At 70.7% G+C, this 20730-nt stretch carries 22 protein-coding genes; 12 read left to right on the forward strand and 10 right to left on the reverse strand.

The window, feature by feature from the left end; translation table 11 throughout:
• Positions 1–82 precede the first annotated feature (82 nt).
• Positions 83–430, reverse strand: a complete 348-nt coding sequence (locus Psi01_RS11560; protein ID WP_204063954.1) for a VOC family protein — start codon at positions 428–430, stop codon at positions 83–85.
• Between the two features lie 360 nt (positions 431–790).
• Between Psi01_RS11560 and Psi01_RS11565 the strand changes: the two genes are divergently transcribed.
• From Psi01_RS11565 to Psi01_RS11575, 3 genes are all read left to right on the forward strand, one after another.
• Positions 791–1849, forward strand: coding sequence for an OmpA family protein (locus Psi01_RS11565; RefSeq protein ID WP_204063955.1), 1059 nt, complete (start codon positions 791–793; stop codon positions 1847–1849).
• 512 nt (positions 1850–2361) lie between these two features.
• A complete protein-coding gene (locus Psi01_RS11570) occupies positions 2362–2787 on the forward strand; it encodes a hypothetical protein (RefSeq protein ID WP_204063956.1) in 426 nt (141 codons plus the stop codon).
• 160 nt (positions 2788–2947) lie between these two features.
• On the forward strand, positions 2948–3526 hold the full coding sequence (locus Psi01_RS11575; protein WP_204063957.1) for a DUF6461 domain-containing protein: 579 nt from the start codon (positions 2948–2950) through the stop codon (positions 3524–3526).
• A gap of 31 nt (positions 3527–3557) precedes the next feature.
• Here the strand turns inward: Psi01_RS11575 and Psi01_RS11580 are convergent, their stop codons facing one another.
• Entirely contained in the window at positions 3558–4649 is a 1092-nt protein-coding gene (locus tag Psi01_RS11580) for an SMP-30/gluconolactonase/LRE family protein (protein ID WP_204063958.1), read from the reverse strand.
• Between the two features lie 122 nt (positions 4650–4771).
• Between Psi01_RS11580 and Psi01_RS11585 the strand changes: the two genes are divergently transcribed.
• Together Psi01_RS11585 and Psi01_RS11590 are read left to right on the forward strand one after the other, a co-directional pair.
• Positions 4772–5215, forward strand: coding sequence for a MarR family winged helix-turn-helix transcriptional regulator (locus Psi01_RS11585; RefSeq protein WP_204063959.1), 444 nt, complete (start codon positions 4772–4774; stop codon positions 5213–5215).
• A 232-nt stretch (positions 5216–5447) separates the two neighbouring features.
• The gene (locus tag Psi01_RS11590; RefSeq protein WP_204063960.1) at positions 5448–6074 is read left to right on the forward strand and encodes an LGFP repeat-containing protein; all 627 of its coding nucleotides are present in this window, start codon (positions 5448–5450) and stop codon (positions 6072–6074) included.
• 13 nt (positions 6075–6087) lie between these two features.
• Here the strand turns inward: Psi01_RS11590 and Psi01_RS11595 are convergent, their stop codons facing one another.
• Entirely contained in the window at positions 6088–6687 is a 600-nt protein-coding gene (locus Psi01_RS11595) for a TetR/AcrR family transcriptional regulator (RefSeq protein WP_204063961.1), read from the reverse strand.
• A gap of 131 nt (positions 6688–6818) precedes the next feature.
• Between Psi01_RS11595 and Psi01_RS11600 the strand changes: the two genes are divergently transcribed.
• A complete protein-coding gene (locus Psi01_RS11600) occupies positions 6819–7175 on the forward strand; it encodes an MmcQ/YjbR family DNA-binding protein (RefSeq protein WP_204063962.1) in 357 nt (118 codons plus the stop codon).
• Between the two features lie 3 nt (positions 7176–7178).
• Here the strand turns inward: Psi01_RS11600 and Psi01_RS11605 are convergent, their stop codons facing one another.
• Both Psi01_RS11605 and Psi01_RS11610 read right to left on the reverse strand, forming a co-directional pair.
• Positions 7179–7532, reverse strand: a complete 354-nt coding sequence (locus tag Psi01_RS11605) for a DUF3140 domain-containing protein (protein ID WP_204063963.1) — start codon at positions 7530–7532, stop codon at positions 7179–7181.
• 298 nt (positions 7533–7830) lie between these two features.
• Entirely contained in the window at positions 7831–9168 is a 1338-nt protein-coding gene (locus Psi01_RS11610; protein ID WP_204063964.1) for an erythromycin esterase family protein, read from the reverse strand.
• Between the two features lie 257 nt (positions 9169–9425).
• Here Psi01_RS11610 and Psi01_RS11615 point away from each other — a divergent pair, with 257 nt between their 5' ends.
• Complete coding sequence (locus tag Psi01_RS11615) at positions 9426–11132, forward strand: histidine kinase N-terminal 7TM domain-containing diguanylate cyclase (RefSeq protein WP_204063965.1); 1707 nt, start codon at positions 9426–9428, stop codon at positions 11130–11132.
• A gap of 78 nt (positions 11133–11210) precedes the next feature.
• Here Psi01_RS11615 and Psi01_RS11620 read toward each other — a convergent pair whose 3' ends face one another.
• A complete protein-coding gene (locus Psi01_RS11620; RefSeq protein ID WP_204063966.1) occupies positions 11211–12287 on the reverse strand; it encodes a class I SAM-dependent methyltransferase in 1077 nt (358 codons plus the stop codon).
• A gap of 195 nt (positions 12288–12482) precedes the next feature.
• Between Psi01_RS11620 and Psi01_RS11625 the strand changes: the two genes are divergently transcribed.
• The gene (locus Psi01_RS11625) at positions 12483–13313 is read left to right on the forward strand and encodes an oxygenase MpaB family protein (protein ID WP_204063967.1); all 831 of its coding nucleotides are present in this window, start codon (positions 12483–12485) and stop codon (positions 13311–13313) included.
• A gap of 14 nt (positions 13314–13327) precedes the next feature.
• Positions 13328–13933: a TetR/AcrR family transcriptional regulator gene (locus Psi01_RS11630; protein WP_204063968.1), complete on the forward strand. Its 606-nt coding sequence runs from the start codon at positions 13328–13330 to the stop codon at positions 13931–13933.
• Here the strand turns inward: Psi01_RS11630 and Psi01_RS11635 are convergent, their stop codons facing one another.
• From Psi01_RS11635 to Psi01_RS11650, 4 genes are all read right to left on the reverse strand, one after another.
• Complete coding sequence (locus Psi01_RS11635) at positions 13934–15031, reverse strand: YihY/virulence factor BrkB family protein (protein WP_204063969.1); 1098 nt, start codon at positions 15029–15031, stop codon at positions 13934–13936.
• Positions 15032–15103: 72 nt separating this feature from the next.
• A complete protein-coding gene (locus Psi01_RS11640; protein WP_204063970.1) occupies positions 15104–15877 on the reverse strand; it encodes a DUF3618 domain-containing protein in 774 nt (257 codons plus the stop codon).
• Positions 15853–16257: a phage holin family protein gene (locus Psi01_RS11645; protein ID WP_204063971.1), complete on the reverse strand. Its 405-nt coding sequence runs from the start codon at positions 16255–16257 to the stop codon at positions 15853–15855. The genes Psi01_RS11640 and Psi01_RS11645 overlap by 25 nt, the downstream gene beginning before the upstream one ends.
• Positions 16254–17084, reverse strand: coding sequence for a hypothetical protein (locus Psi01_RS11650; RefSeq protein ID WP_204063972.1), 831 nt, complete (start codon positions 17082–17084; stop codon positions 16254–16256). Before Psi01_RS11650 ends, Psi01_RS11645 begins: the two co-directional genes overlap by 4 nt.
• 335 nt (positions 17085–17419) lie before the next feature.
• Here Psi01_RS11650 and Psi01_RS11655 point away from each other — a divergent pair, with 335 nt between their 5' ends.
• The 3 genes from Psi01_RS11655 to Psi01_RS11665 are packed head-to-tail and all read left to right on the forward strand — an operon-like array spanning position 17420 to position 20695.
• Positions 17420–18568 (forward strand): sugar ABC transporter substrate-binding protein, encoded by a 1149-nt coding sequence (locus tag Psi01_RS11655; RefSeq protein ID WP_239127498.1) that lies wholly within the window; start codon positions 17420–17422, stop codon positions 18566–18568.
• A 5-nt stretch (positions 18569–18573) separates the two neighbouring features.
• Entirely contained in the window at positions 18574–19374 is an 801-nt protein-coding gene (locus Psi01_RS11660; protein ID WP_204063973.1) for an ATP-binding cassette domain-containing protein, read from the forward strand.
• Positions 19367–20695, forward strand: coding sequence for a sugar ABC transporter permease (locus tag Psi01_RS11665; RefSeq protein ID WP_204063974.1), 1329 nt, complete (start codon positions 19367–19369; stop codon positions 20693–20695). Before Psi01_RS11660 ends, Psi01_RS11665 begins: the two co-directional genes overlap by 8 nt.
• Positions 20696–20730 lie beyond the last annotated feature (35 nt).

Below are 20730 nucleotides of genomic sequence, written 5' to 3' on the forward strand. Positions count from 1 at the left end.
CGTCAAGGACTCGGGTCGAGTGATCACGCCGCAGTACGGCTGCAGCGCCTCGGCTGATGTCGCCGTCACCGGTTTTCCGTGGTCAGCGGTGTCCCAGGACGTTGACCACCCGGCCGTTCGGGTCGCGGACGAAGAACCGGCGGACGCCCCACTCCTCGTCCTGCAGCGGGTGCACGATCTCGGCGCCGTGCTCGCGCATGGCCGCGTAGGCGGCGTCCACGTCGTCCACCTCGATGCTCATGTCGGGGGTGACGGGTGCCGTCTTGTCCGCGGTCATGATGCTGACCTGCGCGGTGGGAGCGGACGGGGAGGCCAGGGTCACGATCCAGCCGTGGTTCATGACTTCTTCCAGGCCCAGGAGACCGTAGAACTCCGCGCTCTCCTTCGGGGCCTCGGACTGGACGTTGGGGACGATCCGGCGGGCGGGCATCGGCGGCTCCAATGACGAGCTCGGCTCCTGTGACGAGCCGGGGAATGCGGTTCTGATCCTTTTGCCTACCGCGACAGGTGGAGCCGCGCTACCGCGGCGGGTGGAGCCGGTTTTCAACCCGGTGGTTGTATTCTGCAAGATCTCTCCGGGCTAGGGTTCCTCCCGCGGCTTCTCGTGTGGACATCAGGACATCGGGGGAAAGGCCCTATGAGAGCAGCACTCGCTGTCGTCTCCGCTCTGCTCGTGGCTACGCTGGCGGCCTGCGGCATGCTTCCGACCGGAACCGGAACCGGAACCGGAACCGGAACCGGGGCCGAAGCCGGGGCGGGGGCCGGAGGCAGCAGTCAGGAGCAGTCTCGCGTGGCCCGGTCCTCCACCCCATCGGTCACCACCCCTGCCCCGTCGGTCACCGGCTCCCCCTCGGCGTCCGCAGGACAGGAAACCGCCGAACCGACCAGCTGCCCCCACGGCGAGCTCATCCCCGCCGTGGAGATCCCGGCCGTGCACGCCGACCCCGTTCACATCCCCGAGGCGACGATCGGCGGCGAGAAGATACCGGCGGCCACCATTCCGGGGGTGGACATCCCGGCCCAGCGGATCCCCGCCCAGTGCACCGAGATCAAGCCCGCTCCCGGCGGTTGTCTGGGCGCGGCCAGCATTCCGCCGGTGACGATCCCGGCCGTGGAGATCCCCGGGGTGGAGATTCCGGGAGTGGAAGCGGGCGGCATCAAGCTCGACCCCGTACGCGCCGAGGCCGTCAGCGCCGAGGCGGTCCACGCCGGCGGCGTCTCCACACCCGAGGTGTGTCAGATCAAACCGAAGGACGGCGGGCTCGTGCCGTACGTGATCAGGCCGTACATCATCCGCCCCTTCGTCATCAGGCCCTTCGTCATCAGGCCGTACATCGTCCGTCCTCACGCATGCAACGACCAGGGGGAATGCATCCCCTCCGTGGAGGTGCCCTCAGTAGAGGCACGGGCCGTGGAGGTGAAGGCGGTGGAGATCCGCGCGGCCGAGCTGAAGGCGTACGAGGTCGGCAAGAGCGAGGTCCTGGAAGGCGAGGACACGATCGCCTTCAGCCTCGACGCGGACGTCCTGTTCGACTTCGACAGCGCCGCCGTCAAACCGGCCGCCGCGGCCGAGCTTAGGCGCATCGCCCGGCGGATCGCCGAGAGAGCCTCCCCGGACGCGACCATCCGCATCGACGGCCACACCGACTCCCAGGGGGAGGACGCCTACAACGTCACCCTGTCCCGCAAACGCGCGCAGGCCGTCCTGGACTGGCTGACGGCCAAGGGAGGACTGGACCGCTCACGGCTCGAGGCAACCGGGTACGGCGAGACCCGGCCGACCCGGCCGAACACCGCCGAGGAGGGCCGGGCGAAGAACCGCCGCGTGGTCATCTCCACCGACACCTGAGTCCGGGCCGTCGCTTCCCGTCGCTTCCCGTCGCTTCCCGTCCTTCCCGCGCCGCCTCATCGGACAGAAACGGCTCCGGCACCGCCCCGCTTCGCCGTATGACGTCGGACCGTCGCGACTTCCGTCTTTTTCAACCTCAAAAGCACCGTACGGCTCGACTGCACCGTCACCCACCATTCAATTTTGTCCGCCTGCGGCCAGCGGCCTTCACGTTCACCTTGAACGGTTCTACGGTGTGAACGGCTGCAGCTTCACTGTGCGACGGTGCACCGTCGCAAACGCGTTTCCTCTTTCCGGCGAGATCGACACATCGGCCGAAGACTCGCTCCTCGGTTCCGTCGGCCTTTTCGAAACGTAATCCGTACGGCGGATCACCGGAGATGCGGAGTATTCCCAACCGCCGCCGTCCGCCTCGGCACCGTACACGGGGCGAACCTCCGGAGAGCGCCTGCGGCACGTCCCCCGCCATCCCTGAGAAGCCCGGATCCCGGGCCCTACACCGAGGACGACACATGACCGAGTCCCCTCAGCGCGGTCACAGCGCGGCCGAGTTGCTGCAGCAGGAAGCCGCCGCATTCCGCAGTCGGCGCCGCACCTTCGACAAGGGTCTCATCGCCGATACGGCGTGGAACGGCTGGCGCCTGTCCCCCGACTCTCTCGTCCTGTTCCTCTACGACAATGACGGGCACTACGCCTACGAACTCGAGCTGCTGCGGTTGACCGACTCGGCGCACATTCTCGACTGGGTGCTCATGGTGAACAAGAAAGGGCTGCAGGCGATCGACACCGCCAAGGTCACCCTCGGATTCATCCGGATGATCGACGACATCCTGAACCTGCAGTCGAACGTGTGCGGTTCCGGCGCGAACAAGCAGCTGACAGCCCAGCAGATACGCGACCTGGCAGCCGCGTATGTGCACCGTTTCAATACGGCCTGACACTCCGGCGGGCCGGTCGGCACCCGAGTCCAGACCGTGACTCCTGCTCACCCCACCGGGCGGTTCAGACCCCGGGTGGCGACGGGCCGCCCCGCGGTCGCTACTTTGTCCCCGGCGAGGGTCCCCATCGAGCACGGGAGCAGGCGGGGCGACAATGGCCGTGGCCGAGGTGGATCGGGCCGACATCGCGTGGCTGCACGCAGCCGAGGCCCTGGGGATGACGTGCAGCCTGACGTTCGTCCGAGGGGTCGACGAGGTCGAGGCGCTGCGCCGCCTGGGTGCGGACGAGGGTGACATCGAGCTGTTCACCGGCGGGGAGTGTCCGGTGCCCGAGGCCGTGCGCGCGTGGCGGTCGGGCGAATGGACCGTGGTCATCGAGAGATGGGACAACCGGCTGGTCGACTCCGGGGCCCTGGACGCGCTCTCGGCGGGGACCGAAGCGATAATGATCTTCTGCAACGTCAACGCCTGGAGCGGGTTCGAGTACGTGGTCGACGGCGAGCCGGTGACCTCTTTCGACCCGGTGACCCCGGACTGGCGTGAGGGCAGTGATCCTGACCGGTTCGTCGAGATGATGCGCCAGGCCGGTTTCGATCCCGGCACCGATCCCGTAGACGTCGACTACGAGATCGATTCTCCGGGCTTCGAGGGGGCGTTGCTCCTGGCGACCCGGCTGACAGGCGTCGTCCTCACCCCCGAGGTCTTCCACGGCCCGCTCCCCGGCGCCCGGGTGAAGTGACCGCCGGGGAGCGGGACGGGACGGCCGGTAGTCAGAGGCCGCGGACGGCGGCGATGGTGAAGGGGGTTCGGGGGGTGCCCTCTCCCAGCGGGCCGCCCTTGTCGAACTGTGAGCGGACCACGTAGAGGGTGCCGCCGACGCGGACCAGTGTCGTCGGGAGTTGCAGTGCCTCGTCGGTCGCCGTGCGCTCGATCCGGGCGGTGGAGCCGTCTCCGGAGATCCGCCAGCGGCTGATCGTGTGGGTGGTGTTGTGGACGGCCCAGAGTCTGCCCTTCTGCAGTTCCAGGCCGTCGGCGTGGAGCATGTCGCCGCCGTGCAGGGCGACCCGGCGGATCGCGCCCGAGGCGAGGTCGATGCGGTAGAGGTCGCCGCCGACCATGTCCACGGTCAGGAGGTGGCGCCCGGTGGGGTCGGCGACGATTCCGTTCAGGCTGAAGGCGCCGGGCTCGCGGGGGTCGAGGACGCCGCTCAGGTCGAAGCGGGGGGTCAGCGGCACGGGGTCGCCGCCCGCCTTGGCCAGTTGCCCGGGGGTGACGCGGTAGACCACGGCGCGGATGCTGTCGGTCAGGTAGGCGGTGCCGTCCGGGGTGACGGCGAGGTCGTTGACGAAGCGCGCGGCCTCGCCCGGGACCTCGAAGCGGGCCAGCAGGCGGCGGCTGCGCGTGTCGTACACCGAGACCCCGGTGCTGGAGTCGGTCACCCAGAGGCGTCCGCGCCGGTCCACCTTCAGTCCGTTGGCGGTGTCCCGGCCGTCCGCGCCCGCCGGCAGGAATACCTGGGCCACGCGCCGTCCCGGGGTCATCTTGAAGACCGTTCCGTCGGTGAACGACCCGGCGTACAGGTCGCCGGTGCGCGGGTCGGCGGCGATCCCCTCGGGATAGACGCGGTCTCCCGGGAGTTCGTAGGCGGTGGAGACGCGCAGGCGGGTACGGAGGCCGGACGGGGTGGAGGCATCGGCCGCCGAGGCCGTGCCGTACGGGGTCACGGTGCTCGCGGCCGCGGGGAGGACCGAGGCCGCTCGGGCGTTCGGGGATCCCGGGGCCGCGTGGGCGGCCGGGGCGAAGGACAGGCCGGCGGCTAGAGCCGCGGTCGCCACGGCGAGGGGCTGGCGGAATCGGGACACGCTGTTTCTCCGTTCGACCGTTCGGGAGTCATTAGATAGCCGTCTTTAGAACGAGTCCTTACAGTAATTAGAGTTCTAATGCTCGTCAACATACAAACCTTCTGGGCCGTTAACATGCACAGATGACCTCGATGCCGCTTCCGGAGCGCCTGGGCTCCCACCTCAAGCGCGCCGAGCAGGCGCTGAGCGCGGCCAAGCAGGCCGCGCTGAAGCCGGCTCAGCTGACGGTGTCGCAGTACGCGGCCCTGCTGCATCTGTCGCAGAGCCCCGGCATCTCGGCCGCCGCGCTCGCCCGGGCGTGCGCGGTCACCCCGCCGACGATGAACACCGTGCTCAAGAACCTCCAGGAGAACGGCCTGATCGAGCGCACCCCGCACGAGTGGCACAAGAACATCCTGGAGACCCGGCTCACCGAGAAGGGCGAGCGGGTGCTGGCCGAGGGGGACGTCCGCGCGGTTGAGGTCGAACGGGCCCTCGCCGCCGAGTTCAGCCCGGAGGAGCGGGAGACGCTGATCGCCCTGCTGGGCCGCTGCACCGCGTTCCTCCAGTCGGCCCGCCCCGACTGAGACCCGGCCGCTGAGACCCGGCCACTGAGACCCGGCCGCTGAGACCCGGCCGCTGAGACCCGGCCCGCCCCGGCGAGCCGGAGACGCGGTCCCCGCGACCGTGGTCCCCGCGACCGTGCCTTGCACGTTTTCGCAGGCGGCGGTAAAGCCGGTGGCAAGCGGTGCTCTGTATCACTGGGACATGGCGCCCGCGGCGGCAGGGACGGCGGGCCTCACCCCGGGAGTGCCCTCGATGAACCGTCGCCTGACCTTCACGATGACCACCGCGCTCGCGCTGGCCGCCACTCTGTCGGCCGGACTGCCCGCCCACGCCGACACCGCCGACACCGCCGACACCGCCGCGACGACAGCGACGACAGCGACGACAGCGACGACAGCGACTAAGACTGCGAAGACGACGACCGGCAAGTGCAGCATCCAGCCGTACGGCCTGATCGGTGCCCGGTGGGCCGAACTGGGCGGCGAGGACAGCGTGTTCGGCTGCCCGACCACGCACGAGAGCGACATCCTGCTCAACAACGTCGGCAAGGCGGGACGTCGGCAGAGCTTCACCAACGGGCAGATCGCCTGGTCGCCCCGGCAGGGGCCGAACATGGTGGTGGCCGCCTGGTCCCGCAACGGGTACGCCTACTTCGACTGGAAGACGACCGCCCCGCGCCGCTACGACAAGTTCATCGTCCGCTGGACCAGCGCCGCGGACCCGCACGGAGCCCAGAAGGACGTCGCCGGCGGCACGCGCGGGCGGACGTGGACACGCGTCCGGACCAACAGCGGCTACCGCTGGAACGTCGAGGGATGCGACACCGGCGTCTTCGGCTCCAGCTGCGAGCAGGGCTGGACGATCTCGGTCACCGGATGAGGAACCCGGCCTTTCACGGACGCAGGGCCTTGAGGGTGAGGTCGACGAGGGCGTCGGCGTACTCGGGGGTGAGCGGCCCCGAGCGGTGCAGCCAGCGCTGGTGGAGCGGCCCGTAGAGCAGTTCGAGCGCCAGGTCCAGGTCGGCGTCGGCGGCGATCTGACCGGTCTCCTGAGCGCTGCGCAGGCGGGCCTTCTTGGCCTCGTCGAGCGGGCCTGCCAGTTTCTCGCGGTACTGCGCGGCGAGGTCGGGATCGTTGATGATCTCGGTGGTGAACGCCCGGATCGGCGCCTCGAAGCGCGGGTCGGCGAACTCGGCGACGGTGGCCCGCATGACGGCCTTGAGGTCGGCCTCGATGTCACCGGTGTCGGGCAGGGCGATCGACTCCTCATCGCCGCTCCGGCTCAGCGAGAGGAAGGCGTCGAAGACCACGGCCCCCTTGGAGCGCCACCACCGGTAGATCGTCTGCTTGCCCACGCCCGCCCGCGCGGCGATGGCCTCGATGGTGAGCCTGGCGTAGCCCACCTCCAGCACCAGCTCGCGGGCGGCTTCCAGGATGGCCTGCCGTGATCGCCGGCTGCGGCGGGCGGGGTTCGGCTCCTTGGCGGCGGACACGCCGGTGAGGCTAGCACGGGGCGAAACGAGACGTTCCGTCTTCACGCGCTGACCTCGGCGGAGCGGAATTATCTCGGCCCCGTCTGACGCCCACGGTTCACGATCTCCTCGCCGCGACGTACCGTCGGGCCATGACCGATGATCCGCTGGAGTCGCTGCGACGGCTCTGCCTGGCGTTGCCGGAGACCACCGAACGGCTCAGCCACGGTGAGCCGACCTGGTTCATCCGCGACAGGAAGACGTTCGTGACGTACGCCGACCACCATCACGACGACCGGCTCGCCTTCTGGTGCGCCGCCCCGCCCGGCGTGCAGGAGGCTCTCGTCGCCCAGGACCCCGAGCGTTTCTTCCGCCCGCCGTACGTCGGCCACCGCGGCTGGCTCGGGGTCTATCTCGACGTCCCCCAGGACTGGGACGAGATCGCCGAGATCGTCACCGAGGCCTACCGGGTCGTCGCCCCCGCCCGTCTGGCCGCCCTACTGAAGTGACACCTAGTCCTCCGTCCTGGCCGGCCTGAGCGGGTCGTGGCCGACCGCCATCAGGGACCGCCGCTGCCGGTCGTCCTGGGCGGCGGAGGCGGCGTGGGCCTCGGCGTCCTCGGCGATGCCGACAACACGGCGCATCGTCTCCAGGTCGCCCGGGGTGAGATCGACCTTGCGCTTGCCGAGGATGTTCAGCACCTCCTGGCCGAGCTCGGGCATCCAGCGGCCGGGATTCTCGGGCGAGGCGTCCTCCCCCGAGCCGGCGGCCATGAGGAAGTCCCTCAGCTCCCCCGACGACATGTTCACGAACTCGTGGAACTCCTGCCACAGCCGGTCGAGCTCCGGATCGGAACGGTCGGTCATGGTGTTTCCCCCTGTCACTGTCATATGAGAGACCCGGCGCGGCCATATGAGAGGCCCATATGAGAGGCCAGGTACGGCCGTGCCCCGGGTCGGCGGGATCGGGGGGACTCAGCCTCCCGGGGCTTCCGTTCCCCGGACCGGGCGAGCAACGCGCTAGATACGGACAAATGGCGCTATTTTTCCGTCGCGTCGACGCGAGCACCGTACGGTCCCGCTGTCGACGCGAGCACCGCAGGGCCCCGCTGTCGACGCGGGCACCGTACCGCCCCCGTCGCTCCGTCGCGTCGGCACGACCGCCTCACACCGCGGACGGGTAGGTCTCCATCTCCTTCTCGTCCGACGGCTCCTCGTGCAGCGGGTGCACCGCCTCGGTGCGGTCCAGCCAGATGAACGCGTCATAGCGGCGGCCGAGCGCCGTCGGCACGTAGTTCCCCCACCGCTCGCGCTCCGGGTGGTAGACCACGCCGACGGCCCGGTGGCCCATCGGCCGGTCGTACCAGGCGGGCCGGTCCCCGGCCTCGGGCACGATGAACAGCGCCCGCTCCAGCCCGGAGCCGTGCAGCACGGCCTCCAGGGACGCGGCGCGCGCGGGCGGCACCTCCATGACCTCGGCCCGGCCGCCCCACCGGTCGGCCGCCACGACCGTGCCCCGGTGCGTGCCGAAGCCGACGAGCACCACGTCGTCCTCACCGTGGCGCTCGCGGACGAGCTGACCGAGGTTGGTCATCCCGGCGGCGGCCATGTCGGTGGCGCGGGCGTCCCCGATGTGGGTGTTGTGGGCCCAGACCACCCCTCTGGCGTCGTCGCCGTAGAAGTCCGTCAGCCGGTCGAGGGTGTCGGCCATGTGGATGTCGCGGATGTTCCACGACTCCGGGCCCCCGCCGACCATGGCGCGGTAGTACTCCTCCGCCCCGGCCACCACCTCGGCGTTCTGCCGCGCGGCGAAACCCGTCTCGTCGTCGGGCGTCGCCCGGTCCACCGCCGCCAGCAGGCCGACGACCTCCTTCTCGCAGGACTCGGGGGTCAGGCGGGTCATCATCCCGTACTGCTGCGGGTCGTGACCGTACGCCTCGAAGCAGTGCACCGCGCGCATCACGGTCTCCATCTGCCCGGGCAGGTGCCGGGCGGCGTAACCGCGGACGGCGTGCAGCGAGTCCCACAGGCTGTAGACGTCCAGACCGTGGAAGCCGCAGCGCCGATCGGCCGGCTGGGTCTCGTTCCACCGGCGCAGCCACCGGCAGAACTCCACGACCTCCTCGTTGGCCCACATGAAGGTGGGCCAGCGGGCGAAGGCGTACAGGGCGTCGTAGGGGTCCTCGGCCCCGGGACGGGTGACCGACCGGTGCACCCGCTCGCAGTCGGGCCAGTCCCCCTCCACGCCGATGAACCGGAAGCCCTTCTCCTCGATCAGCCGACGGGTGAGCGCGGCCCGCCAGGAGTAGAAGTCACGGGTGCCGTGGCTGGCCTCCCCTATCAGGACGTGGCGCGCGTCCCCGATGCGCGCCAGCAGTGGATCGAGGTCCTCCGGCGCGGCCAGCGGCAGCGCCGAGCGCCTGATCTCACCGACCGACCGCCCGATCTCGTCGGCCGATCGCCTGATCTCCTCGGCCGACCGCGTGATCTCGTCGGATGACATCTCCGCCCCCTGGGGACTACTTCCCGCGGACCCGGCCGCTCCGGGGCCGCCCACGGCCCCCTACCCCGGGGGTTTCCTCCCATTCCGGTGCTGAACTGCGGGGACGCCGCCCGCCGCACGTCCCGGCGGCACGACACACACAACGCACACGCAACGCACACGCAACGTACACAGACGGTGAATCTCTTAGATCGGAGGGTAACCGTCCGATAGGAGCGCAAAGAAACGGGTGCCGCCGTCAGCGAAAGGAGCGGAGGATGGGACTGCCGTTCCTCATTCTGCTGTTCACGCTGGCGACGGTCGCGGCCACCGGCGTGGCCGTCGCGGCCTGGCGCCGGCGCGCCACACCGGCGGTCGGCATCGTCGCCCTCATCGCCGCGGCGATCGCGATGTGGTCCGCGACCGAGGAGCTCACCGTCCTGAGCTTCGACCCCGGGGTCATCCGGCTGCTGACGGTCGTGAAGTACCTCGGCGTGTGCGGGTGCATGGCGGGCTTCCTCTGCCTGTCCAAGGCCATGATCGACCGCACCTGGCGGGTCCCCCGGCGGACCGCCCTGCTGCTGACGATCGAGCCCGCCCTCGTGACGGCCGCGATCGTGACCAATCCCTGGCACCACCTGTTCTTCGTGTCGGACGAGCTGACCGGAGCGCCCGAGGTGCGCATCCCCGAGTTCGGCCCGCTGTTCTGGGCGCACACCGGTTACAGCTATCTCCTGCTGTGCGTCGGCGTGGCGAGGCTGGTGAGGGCGTGGATGCGCGGCCCGCGTTTCCAGCGCCCGCTGTACGGCTACAGCCTGCTGAGCCTGACCCCCTCGACCGTGTGCAACACGATCGGCCTGCTGGGCCTGGTACGCGTCGCCGACATCACGCCGATCGGCTTCTGCGCCACCACGATCATCGTCTACACGGTCATGGTCCGCCGCTCCCTACTCGAACTCGTCCCGGTGGCGCGCGAGCAGCTCTTCGACGTGATCGGCGACGCGGTGATGACGGTCGACCTCTCGCACCGCATCCTCGACCTCAACGCCGCGGCCGACCGCATGGCCCGCAAGCTGGCCTCCGGCCTGCCCTCCCGGCTCATCGGGTTCTCCTTCACCGAACCGCTCGGCAGGCTGTCGCTGCCCGACCGCGGTGAGACGGACGTGACCATCGTCGCGAGCGGCGGCATCGAGCTGAACATGCGCATCAGCGCCCTGCACGACGACCGGGCCGGGCACGTCGGCTGGGCCATCGTCGCCCGCGACGTCACCGCGCTCCATCAGCAGCGCCGTGAACTCGAACGGGCCAACGCCTGTCTGGAGGAACAGCGCAGCGAGCTGGAGTCGGCCAACGCCCGCCTGCACGAGCAGCGCAACGAGCTGGAGTCGGCCAACACCCGCCTGCACGAGCAGTTGCGCACCATCGAGGCGCTCCGCGCCGACCTGGCCGAGCAGGCCGTACGGGACGCGCTGACCGGCCTGCACAACCGCCGCCACCTGATGGAGGTGCTCCAGCGGGAGGTGGCGCGGGCCGCGGCGGAGGGCTCGCCGCTCAGCGTGGCCGTCCTGGACGTCGACCACTTCAAGCAGGTCAACGACCGTCACGGCCACCGCGCGGGGGACGAGGTCCTGGTCCGCTTCGCGCGGCTGCTCACCACGCTGGCCGCTTCGGCCGGTGAGGGCACCGCGGTGGCGCGCCACGGCGGCGAGGAGTTCGTGATCGTGTTCGCCGGCGCCACCGGCGAGCAGGCCAGGGCCAGGGTGGACGCGCTGCGCGAGCGGGTGGCGGGCGAGCCCGTCACCGTCGGCGGGCAGGAGCTGTACGTCACCTTCAGCGCCGGCGTCTCGGCCATCGTCCCCGGACAGAACCCCGACGACCTGCTGCACGCCGCCGACGAGGCCCTCTACGCCGCCAAGCACGGCGGCCGCAACCGGGTCGAGCTGGCCGCGGCGCCGGACACCGGAGCACCCAGCGCCGCGGCGTGACCCCCGCGGCCGACGCCGGCACCGCGGCGTGACCCCCTCAACGGCAGCCGGCACCGCCGCACGGTCCTCACCGAGCCGTCAGGGACGGGCCTCGATGATCAGGTTGTAGTCGGTGGCCAGTGCCACCCGGACCGTGCCGAACCCGGCCTCGCGGAGCACCTCGGTCAGGCGCCCGGCCCCCGCCTGCGCGCCCAGCCCGACCCCGGGGCCCGCGGGCTCCCCGGACGGGACCTGCGACAGCGCGTTGGGCACGCACAGGAATGTCGAGGCGGCGTAGTAGCTCATCGAGATCGGGTTGCCGATCCGGTCCTCCAGCCGGTCGGCGGCGGCGGGCTCGACCAGGAGCAGAGTGCCGTCCGCAGCCAGGCCCCGCCTGGCCGCACGGGCGGCCGCCACCGGGTCGCCCATGTCGTGCAGGGCGTCGAAGAAGCAGATCAGGTCCCAGGGACCGGCGGGGTCCTCGGTGGCCTCGCCGACGTGGAAGTGCACGCGGTCGTCCACCCCGGCCTTGACCGCGGCCTGGCAGGCGGCCTCGACCGAGGCCTCGTGGGAGTCGATCCCCTCGAAGCGCGAGGCGGGGAAGGCCTGCGCCATGAGGACCGTGGAGGTGCCGTGTCCGCAGCCGACGTCCAGGACGCGGGCCCCGGCGCGCAGCCGGTCGGCCACGCCGTCCAGGGCGGGCAGCCACTGGTCCACGAGCGACATCCGGTAGAGCGGCCCGAAGAAGCGGTTCACCCCGCTGAACAGCCGCGCGTCGTGCCGGTGCCAGCCGAAGCCCGCCCCGGTGCGGAAGGCCTCGGCGATCTCGTCGACCGCCAGCCACATGGCGGCCCCGCCCTCGATCTGCCCGGAGCACGCGGTGACGGCCTCGTCGTCGGCCAGCACGGCGGCGTGCTCGTCGGGCAGCTCGAAGCCGCCGGTCGCGGGATCGTAGGCCAGGTGGCCCGCGACGGCCTGGGTGGACAGCCACTCCCGCAGGTACCGCTCGGACAGGCCGGTGCGTCCGGCGAGCTCGGCGCTGCTCAGGGAGCCGGCCCCGGCCATCGCCCGGAAGATGCCCAGCGTGTCCCCGAGGTAGTTGGACAGGCTCAGGCTCGCGCCCAGGGACTCCTGGGCGATCTGAAGGTGGAACTGCTCGATCTTGCTGGCGTCCATGTCGTGTTCTCTCCGTTGGTCGTCCGGTGGATCACCAGGAGCATCGGGGCCGGTGCTGTCACGGCCCTGTCGTACGGCTGTCGCGCGCGGCACGGCCGTACCGCGGAAGCCGCGGCGGGGCCGTACCCCGGAATCAATTGGCACATCGCCAACAACGCTATTGGCGATGTGCCAATAGCGTGTTTCACTGAAGTCATGGACGAGCCCCGAACGCTTCCCTTCCGGCCCGGCGACCTGTCGTGGAAGATCATGCGTGAGCCGATCCTGGCCCTGGGGTCGGCGCCGACCCTGCTGCTGCAGGTGACCCACCCGCTGGTCGCCGCGGGCGTGCGCGACCACTCCGACTTCCGTTCCGACCCGTTCCGCAGGCTCTGGCGTACGGCCGACATCATGCTGAAGCTGTCCTTCGGCACGCCTGAGGTCTCCGCCCGTCAGTCGACGATCCTGCGGCGCATGCACGAGCGCGTCGGCGGCACCAGCGACGAGGGCGTGCCGTACCACGCGATGGACCCCGACCTGCTGACATGGGTGTGGGCGACGCTCGTGCAGAACGGCGCCGACCTCTACGGCCGGATCTTCGGCGCGCTGTCGCCCGGCGAGCTCGAGCGGTTCTACCGGGAGCAGAAGCTCGTCGCCTACGCGTGCGGGGTGCCGCAGGGACACTGCCCGGAGACCTACGCCGACTTCACGGCCTACTTCGACCGCGTGGTCCGCCAGGAGCTGCGGTCGACGGACGTGGCCCGGATCGTCATCGAGACCGGGCAGCGGTTGCGGGTCCCGTGGCCGCTGGGGCCCGCCTCCCACCACCTCAGCATGCTCGTCGCAGGAGCGCTGCTCCCGGCGAAGCTGCGCGGCGAGCTCGGCATCCCCTGGAACGCCTCCAGGGCGAGGGCGTTCGCCGCCGTCATCGCCGCCAACCGGGTGGCGGCCCGGGCCGTCCCCACCCGCCTGCGGCAGTGGTCGACCGGCTATCTCGTGGCGCGCGAACGCCCGCTGAAACTGTTCACCGCCGCCGCGCGCCGGTGACCTAGGCTGGCGGCATGGCCTCTCCCCGCTACCGCCGGCTCGGCCGTGACGAGCGGCGGGAGCAGATCCTCGCCGTCGCCCGCCGGATGTTCACCGAACTGCCCTACACCGAGGTCTCCACCACGGCGATCGCGCGGGAGGCGGGCGTGCAGCGCGGCCTCGTGCATTACTACTTCGGCGCCAAGCGGGAGCTGTTCCTCCAGGTCGTGCGCCACCTCACCGCGACCCTGGCGACGCAGTTGCCGCCGCTGCCGGAGGGCCTGTCGCTGGAGGAGATGGTCGACCTGTGCGTGGCGCACTTCCTGGACGCCGCCGACGCCAACGCCACGACCTGGTTCGCGGCGGTCGACGCCGAGGGCTTCGGCCAGGACCCCGAGCTGACGCGGATCGTCCACCGGACGCGAGACCTGACCGTCGAGCATCTGCTGAAGGCCCTGCGCGTCCCCGGGCCGACCGACACCCTGCGCGCCGTCCTGCGCGCCTACTCCGGGCTGGCCGAGGTCGCGACCCGCGAGTGGCTGCAGCACAAGGCCCTGAGCCGCGCCCAGGCGCACACCCTGCTGGCCAGGTCGCTCCTGACCCTGGTCAGGGACATCGCCCCGGCCGTCGAGCGCTCCTGATCACCCGCGTCCCTCCGGACGGTCGCCACGCACCACCGGATGCTCCGGCAGCTCGTCCTCGTCCATCTTCCGGGTGTCGCGCGGCTCGACGTAGGGTTCCTGATCCGGCGGAAGGCCTTCCTCGATCGCGCGGGCGCGGGCGAGCTCGGCGTCGAGCTCCACTCCGAGCAGCACCGCGATGTTGGTGATCCACAGCCAGACCAGGAAGACGATGACGCCCGCGAGGGCGGCGTAGGTCTTGCTGTAGGAGGCGAAGTTCGCCACGTAGAACCCGAACGCCAGGGAGGCGATGATCCACACCACGACGGCCAGCACGCTGCCCGGCGTGACCCACTTGAAGCCCGGATGCGAGACGTTGGGCGCCGCCCAGTACAGCAGGGCCAGCACCAGCATCACGGCGATGACCAGGACCGGCCACTTGGCGATGCTCCAGACGGTCATCGCGGTGTCGCCGAGGCCGATGAGATCTCCGGCCCTGCGGGCCAGGTCGCCGGTGAACACCACCGCGACCGCGCCGGCCGCGGTCAGGATCACCAGGACGGTGGTGATGGCCAGCCGCAGCGGCAGGGTCTTCCAGATGGGCCGGCCTTCGGGCATCTCGTACACGACGTTGGCGACGCGCATGAACGCGGCCACGTATCCCGAGGCCGACCAGAGCGCGACGGCGATACCGATGATCGCGGCGATCCCGGCCGCCCCCTGGCTCTTCTGCAGCTCAGTGAGCACCGACTCGATGGTGGTGCGGGCGGGCCCGGGGGCCAGCGTTCCCAGGTTGTCGATGAGCGACTGGGTCGCCGACTGGCCGAACAGGCCCAGCAGGGAGACCATCGCCAGCAGCGCCGGGAAGATCGACAGCACCGCGTAGTAGGTCAGGGCCGCGGCCCAGTCGGTGAGCTTGTCCTGCTGGAACTCCTTGGCCGTGCGCTTGAGGACGCCCCACCACGAGCGCTTGTGCAGCTCGGTGGGGCCGTCGGGAGAGCTCTCACCCCGCGGTCTGCGGCCGCCGGAAAGGGTCCCCTTCTCCGTCCCACGCGCCCGGCCGTCTGAGCGGTTGCGGACGTCGTGACCGGATGACTGGTGGACGTCGTGATGGGTCATGGGTGCACCGCCTGTGAGTCGGAGCCGCCCGTGTCCCGCCGCGGCGGGACACGGGCGTGGTTCGTTCGCCGGCTAGGAGCCGTAGTGGGAACGGGACTGGTCGGTCACCTGGTGGGCCTGTTCCCTGGCCTGCTCACCGGTGTTCTTGGCCGCGTCGGTGGCCGTCTCCCTGACGTTCTGGGCGGCCTCCTGGGCGGTGCCCTTCACGTTCTGAGCGGCCTCCTGGGCGGTGCCCTTCACGTTCTGGGCCGCCTCCTGGGCGATGCCCTTGGCCTCCTGGCCGAGGTGCTGGGCCGAGTCCTGCAGCGCGTCCTTGACGGGCGCGATCACGTCGCCCGCCTGGTCCTTGAGCTGCTCGACGGCCCGCTGCTCGGCCTCGGTCCTCGGGATGAGGGTCGCGGCGAGCAGCCCGGCGCCGAAGGCGATCAGACCGGCCGCCATCGGGTTGCCCTGCGTGCTCCGCATGGCCTGCTCGGGCGCCTCCTTGACCGCCGTGGCGGCCTGCTGCGCGCCGTGCTTGACGGTCTCGGCCGCCTGCTGGGCACCGTGCTTGACGGTGCCGGCGGCGTCGGAGGCGGTGCCCCGCACGGTCTCGGCGGCACCCGCGGCGGTGTCGCGGACACTGTGGGCGGCGTGCCCGGCCTGCTGCCGCACCTGGTGGGCGGCGTGCGCCGGGGTACCCATCACGCGCTCGCGCACCGTGCGCATCTTCTGACGCACCCGGTCCTTGCGGCGCTGCACGATCCGCGTCGGGCTGGTCCGTTCGGCGAGCCGGTCCACGTCGGCGGCCAGCTCGGCCCGGGTGGCGTTGATCTCGGCCCTTATTTCGTCAGGTCCCGCGCCCATTGCGCATCCTCCTTGAGCGTTTCGATGGTCTGTTCCGGCTTGGGCGACACCTGCTTCAGCTTGGCGCGTCCGCTCAGGAACAGCGCCGCGCCGATTCCCGCCCACACGGCGGCGACGATGAGGGCCGCCCAGCCCAGGGGCATGACGGCCCCCAGGCCGAACATGACGGCCAGCGTCACCAGCAGCGCGACCATGTATCCGGCGAACCCGGCGCCGCCGAGCATTCCGGCGGCCTTGCCCGCCTTGACGGCCTCCTGGCGGACCTCGGCCTTGGCCAGTTCCACCTCCTGGCGGAACAGTTTGGAAAGATCGTCCCCGATCTCACTGACCAGCTGCCCGAGAGACGGCTGCTGGTGGTCGGACTGGGCCGGCATGCTCATCGCGGCTCACCACCCCAACCCGTCGGCGGGGACGTGGGGGTCCCGGTCGGCCGCTCCTGCGGGTAGCCCGGCTGGGCGGACGGGACCGGCGGGGCCGGGTAGGTCGTCTGGACGGGCTGCGTCGGGTAGCCGGTCTCGGCCGGCGGCACCGGGTAGCCCGTCTCGACCGCCGGAGCCGGATAGGTCGTCTCGACGGAGCCCAGAGTGGACGGGGTCGTGGAAGCGGAGTCGTTCTGGCCGGAGGAGCCAGAGGAGTCCGTGACGGCCTTGGCGATCCGGCCGGCGAGGAAGCCCGCGGCCAGCGCCCCGGCCAGGAACACCCCCGGACGGCGCCGCGCGAAGTTCTGCAGGTCCTCCACCACTCCGCCGAGCCCGTACTGCTCCAGGTAGTCGGCCGCTCGCCGTCCTCCGTCGGCGACCTGCTGGACCACCCCGGAGACCGGGGAGTCCGGTTTGGCTGCCTCACCCATCGAGGCCAGGTCGTCGGCCCACTGGCGGATGCCCTGGGCCGCACGCTGGCTCTGGTACTGCACCTGAGCGCCGGCGCGGTCCTTCAGCTGGCTGGCGGCGCGGAGCGCCTGGTCCTTGGCCTCTCCGGCCACCACCCGCGTCTGTTCCTTGGCCGTTCCGGCCACGTCCCCCGCAGCCTGCCTGGCCTGCTGGGCCGTCTCCCCCACGGCCTGCTTGGCCTGCTGGGCCGTCTCCCCCACGGCCTGCTTGGCCTGCTGAGCTGTCCCGCCCCCGGCCGACCCGGCCGGTTGGGCCGTTGTGTGCAGCTCCCCGCTCTGCCCCGGGCGCTCCCCCATCCCGGCTGGATACTCGTTCACCGATGCCTCCAACGGTTGTGCGTCTTCGGTCGAAAGCGCCGCTACCCCCGTCGGACCTGGGCATTCATAAATCATCCAAAACAGGCCCAACGATTTCCTTTCGTGGACGAATTTTCGGGCCACGACCTCGGGTTGGAGTCCCCGACGACATCGGTGAAGAAAAACGTGAGAGATCCGCCGGGCGGACGCGACCCATCGCCCGGCCAAGGAATCCCCCGCCGGATCCCGCCGGGACCAAGTCCTGACCATGATCGCCCCCAGTCCGGCGTCCCGTTCCGGGCCCCGGGTACGCCTGCCTCTGATGGCATGGTTGGCCACGTATCGGGGGGTTCGTCATGAAGAAGTTCGTCATGCAGAGGAAGGCATGGGCGACGGGTTGCGTCGCGCTCGCGGTGACGTTCGGGGTGGCGGCGTGCGGAACCGCCGGGCAGACGGGCGAGACCAACAACGACGCCGCGACCGTGGCTCCCAGCAACACCCCCGGCGCGACGGGCAACGCCGCCGGATTCAAGATCGGGCTGCTCCTGCCGGAGTCGAAGACGGCACGGTACGAGAAGTTCGACCGCCCGTACATCACCGAGGAGATCGCGGCGCTGTGCCCCTCCTGTGAGGTCGTCTACAACAACGCCAACCAGGACCCGAACCAGCAACAGCAGCAGGTCGACTCGATGCTCACCAACAACGTCAAGGTCCTCATCCTCGACGCGGTGGACGCCAAGGCGATCGCCTCCTCGGTGGCCAAGGCCAAGCAGCAGGGGGCCAAGGTGGTCGCCTACGACCGCCTCGCCTCGGGCCCGGTCGACGGCTACGTCTCCTTCGACAACATGCAGGTCGGCAAGATGCAGGGCCAGGCCCTGCTCGACGAGCTCAAGAAGGGCGGCGACCCCAAGCGCGGCCCGATCGTGATGATCAACGGCTCGCCCACCGACCCGAACGCGGGCGACTTCAAGAAGGGCGCCCACTCCGTCCTCGACGGCCAGGTGACCATCGGCAAGGAGTACGACACCCCGGACTGGAGCCCCGACCAGGCCAACACCCAGGCCACCGGCGCGTTCACCGCGCTCGGCGCGGACAAGGTCATCGGGATCTACTCCGCCAACGACGGCATGGCCGGCGGCATCGCCCGCGCGATGCAGAACGCCGGCGTGCCCAAGAACACGCCGCTGACCGGCCAGGACGCCGAACTCGCCGGCATCCAGCGCATCCTGCTCGGCACCCAGACCATGACCATCTACAAGCCGATCAGGCCCGAGGCGAAGGCCGCCGCGCAGATGGCCTTCGACCTCGGCTCCGGCAAGACCGTGCAGGGCAGCGGGACTGTGGACAACGGGAGCGGCTCGCCGATCCCCGCCCAGATCATGCAGCCGATCGTCGTCAACAAGGACAACATCAAGGACACCGTCGTCAAGGACGGCTTCTGGAAGATCGAGGAGATCTGCACCGCCGACGTCCAGGCGGCCTGCCAGTCCGCCGGGCTCTCCTGACGGTCATGACGACCATCACGAGAACGCCCGTACTCGCGCTGGAGGGGATCAGCAAACGCTTCGGCGCCGTGCAGGCCCTGACGGAGGTCGACCTGGAGGTCCACGCGGGCGAGGTGGTCGCCCTGGTCGGGGACAACGGCGCCGGCAAGTCGACGCTCATCAAGGTGATCGCGGGCGTCGGGCCACCCGACAGCGGTGAGATCCGCTGGGAGGGCAGCGCGGTCACGATCCCCAGCCCCGGCGCGGCCCAGTCGCTGGGCATCGCGACCGTCTACCAGGACCTCGCGCTGTGCGACAACCTCGACGTCGTCGGCAACCTGTTCCTCGGCAGGGAGCTGGGGCACTTCGGGGTCCTGGACGAGGTGGCGATGGAGAAGCGCTCGCGCGACCTGCTGCACACCCTGTCCATCAGGATCCCCAGCGTCCGCATCCCGGTGGCCTCGCTCTCCGGCGGCCAGCGGCAGACCGTGGCGATCTCCCGGTCGCTGCTCGGCAAGCCCAAGATCGTGATGCTGGACGAGCCGACCGCCGCCCTCGGCGTGGAACAGACCGCCCAGGTCCTCGACCTGGTGGAGCGGCTCCGCTCCCAGGGGCTCGGAGTGATCCTGATCAGCCACAACATGGTCGACGTCAAGGCGGTGGCCGACCGTGTCGCCGTCCTGCGGCTGGGCCGCAACAACGGCGTCTTCGACGCCAAGCGGACCACGCAGGAGGAGATCATCTCCGCGATCACCGGCGCCACCGACAACGCGGTCTCGCGCCGGCGCGCCCGCACCGATCAGCCGAAGGACGGCGCCGATGACTGACCCCACGGGAGAGGACCCGCTGGCCGGCCCGACACGTTCGGGGCGTCACGCCAAGTCGGGGAGCTTCGACGATCCGGTGGCTCCGGCGGGCCCGGCCGCGCAGGCCCAGATCGACCCGCGGCTGCTGGTCCGCGAGCAGGGGCTGGCCGGATACCTCGGCGAGTTCAAGCGCCGGATGCGCAGCGGCGAGCTCGGCTCACTGCCCGTCGTGGTCGGCCTGATCGTCATCTGGGCGGTCTTCCAGAGCCTGAACAGCCAGTTCCTGTCGCCGCAGAACCTGTCGAACCTCAGCGTCGACATCGTGGCGACCGGCCTGATCTCGGTCGGCATCGTCTTCGTGCTGTTGCTCGGCGAGATCGACCTGTCGGCCGGCGCGCTCAGCGGGGCGGCCGCGGCGGTGCTGGCCGTACTCCACGTCAACCAGGGCTGGAGCCCGCTGGCGGCGATGCTCGCGGCCGTCGCGGTCTCCACGCTGCTCGGGTTCGTCCACGGGCTGTTCTTCGCCAAGGTCGGCGTGCCGTCGTTCGTGGTCACCCTGGCCGGGATGCTGGCCTGGACGGGCCTGCAGCTGTGGGTGCTGGGCCCCAACGGGACCGTCAACCTTCCCTACGAGGGCCTGGTGGCCAGCCTGACCAGCACCTACTTCAACCAGGTCATCGCCGCCTACGGCCTGGCGGGCGTGGCGGTGGCCGGCTTCCTCGTCATCTCGCTCGTGGGCAACGCCCGCCGCCGGAGCGCGGGGATCCCGACCCGCACGACGGGTGACGTCATCCTGCGCACCGCGGTCCTGGCGGTCGTGGCGTTCGGCGCGGCCTACGTCCTCAACCAGTACAAGGGCCTCCCCCTGGCCCTGCTGATCTTCCTGGTGGTCGTGGTCGTCGCCGACTTCGTCCAGCGCCGCACCCGCTACGGCCGCAAGGTCTTCGCTGTCGGCGGCAACATCGAGGCCGCTAGGCGCGCGGGCATCAGCGTGGCCACGGTGCGGATCTCGGTCTTCATGATCTCCGGCGCGATGGCCGCCGTGGGCGGCGTCTTCGCCGCCTCCCGCATCGCCTCGGCCAGCCAGGCGACCGGTCAGAGCAACGTGCTGATGATGGCCATCGCCGCGGCCGTCATCGGCGGCACGAGCCTGTTCGGCGGCCGGGGCACGGCCTACTCGGCGCTGCTGGGCATGCTGGTCATCCAGTCGATCGCCTCCGGCATGGCGCTGCAGGGCGTGAGCAACTCGATCCAGTTCATGGTCACCGGTGCCGTCCTGCTCGCCGCCGTGGTCATCGACTCGGTCTCGCGGCGCAGCCAGAAGGCCGCCGGGCGCGCGTGACCGCGTCGCCGGGAACCGCGTGAGCCGGGCGGTCC

The sequence above is a fragment of the Paraplanobispora siamensis genome, assembly GCF_016863175.1.
Taxonomy (GTDB): domain Bacteria; phylum Actinomycetota; class Actinomycetes; order Streptosporangiales; family Streptosporangiaceae; genus Planobispora; species Planobispora siamensis.

Excerpts from the sequence above, each read along its gene's own strand:
- Psi01_RS11655 (WP_239127498.1), top strand. The coding sequence starts at position 17,420 with ATGAAGAAGTTCGTCATGCAGAGGAAGGCATGGGCGACGGGTTGCGTC.
- Psi01_RS11640 (WP_204063970.1), bottom strand. The coding sequence starts at position 15,877 with ATGGGCGCGGGACCTGACGAAATAAGGGCCGAGATCAACGCCACCCGG.
- Psi01_RS11590 (WP_204063960.1), top strand. The coding sequence starts at position 5,448 with ATGAACCGTCGCCTGACCTTCACGATGACCACCGCGCTCGCGCTGGCC.
- Psi01_RS11615 (WP_204063965.1), top strand. The coding sequence starts at position 9,426 with ATGGGACTGCCGTTCCTCATTCTGCTGTTCACGCTGGCGACGGTCGCG.
- Psi01_RS11560 (WP_204063954.1), bottom strand. The coding sequence starts at position 430 with ATGCCCGCCCGCCGGATCGTCCCCAACGTCCAGTCCGAGGCCCCGAAG.
- Psi01_RS11665 (WP_204063974.1), top strand. The coding sequence starts at position 19,367 with ATGACTGACCCCACGGGAGAGGACCCGCTGGCCGGCCCGACACGTTCG.
- Psi01_RS11660 (WP_204063973.1), top strand. The coding sequence starts at position 18,574 with ATGACGACCATCACGAGAACGCCCGTACTCGCGCTGGAGGGGATCAGC.
- Psi01_RS11605 (WP_204063963.1), bottom strand. The coding sequence starts at position 7,532 with ATGACCGACCGTTCCGATCCGGAGCTCGACCGGCTGTGGCAGGAGTTC.
- Psi01_RS11630 (WP_204063968.1), top strand. The coding sequence starts at position 13,328 with ATGGCCTCTCCCCGCTACCGCCGGCTCGGCCGTGACGAGCGGCGGGAG.
- Psi01_RS11585 (WP_204063959.1), top strand. The coding sequence starts at position 4,772 with ATGACCTCGATGCCGCTTCCGGAGCGCCTGGGCTCCCACCTCAAGCGC.
- Psi01_RS11620 (WP_204063966.1), bottom strand. The coding sequence starts at position 12,287 with ATGGACGCCAGCAAGATCGAGCAGTTCCACCTTCAGATCGCCCAGGAG.
- Psi01_RS11625 (WP_204063967.1), top strand. The coding sequence starts at position 12,483 with ATGGACGAGCCCCGAACGCTTCCCTTCCGGCCCGGCGACCTGTCGTGG.
- Psi01_RS11600 (WP_204063962.1), top strand. The coding sequence starts at position 6,819 with ATGACCGATGATCCGCTGGAGTCGCTGCGACGGCTCTGCCTGGCGTTG.
- Psi01_RS11610 (WP_204063964.1), bottom strand. The coding sequence starts at position 9,168 with ATGTCATCCGACGAGATCACGCGGTCGGCCGAGGAGATCAGGCGATCG.
- Psi01_RS11645 (WP_204063971.1), bottom strand. The coding sequence starts at position 16,257 with ATGAGCATGCCGGCCCAGTCCGACCACCAGCAGCCGTCTCTCGGGCAG.
- Psi01_RS11635 (WP_204063969.1), bottom strand. The coding sequence starts at position 15,031 with ATGACCCATCACGACGTCCACCAGTCATCCGGTCACGACGTCCGCAAC.
- Psi01_RS11570 (WP_204063956.1), top strand. The coding sequence starts at position 2,362 with ATGACCGAGTCCCCTCAGCGCGGTCACAGCGCGGCCGAGTTGCTGCAG.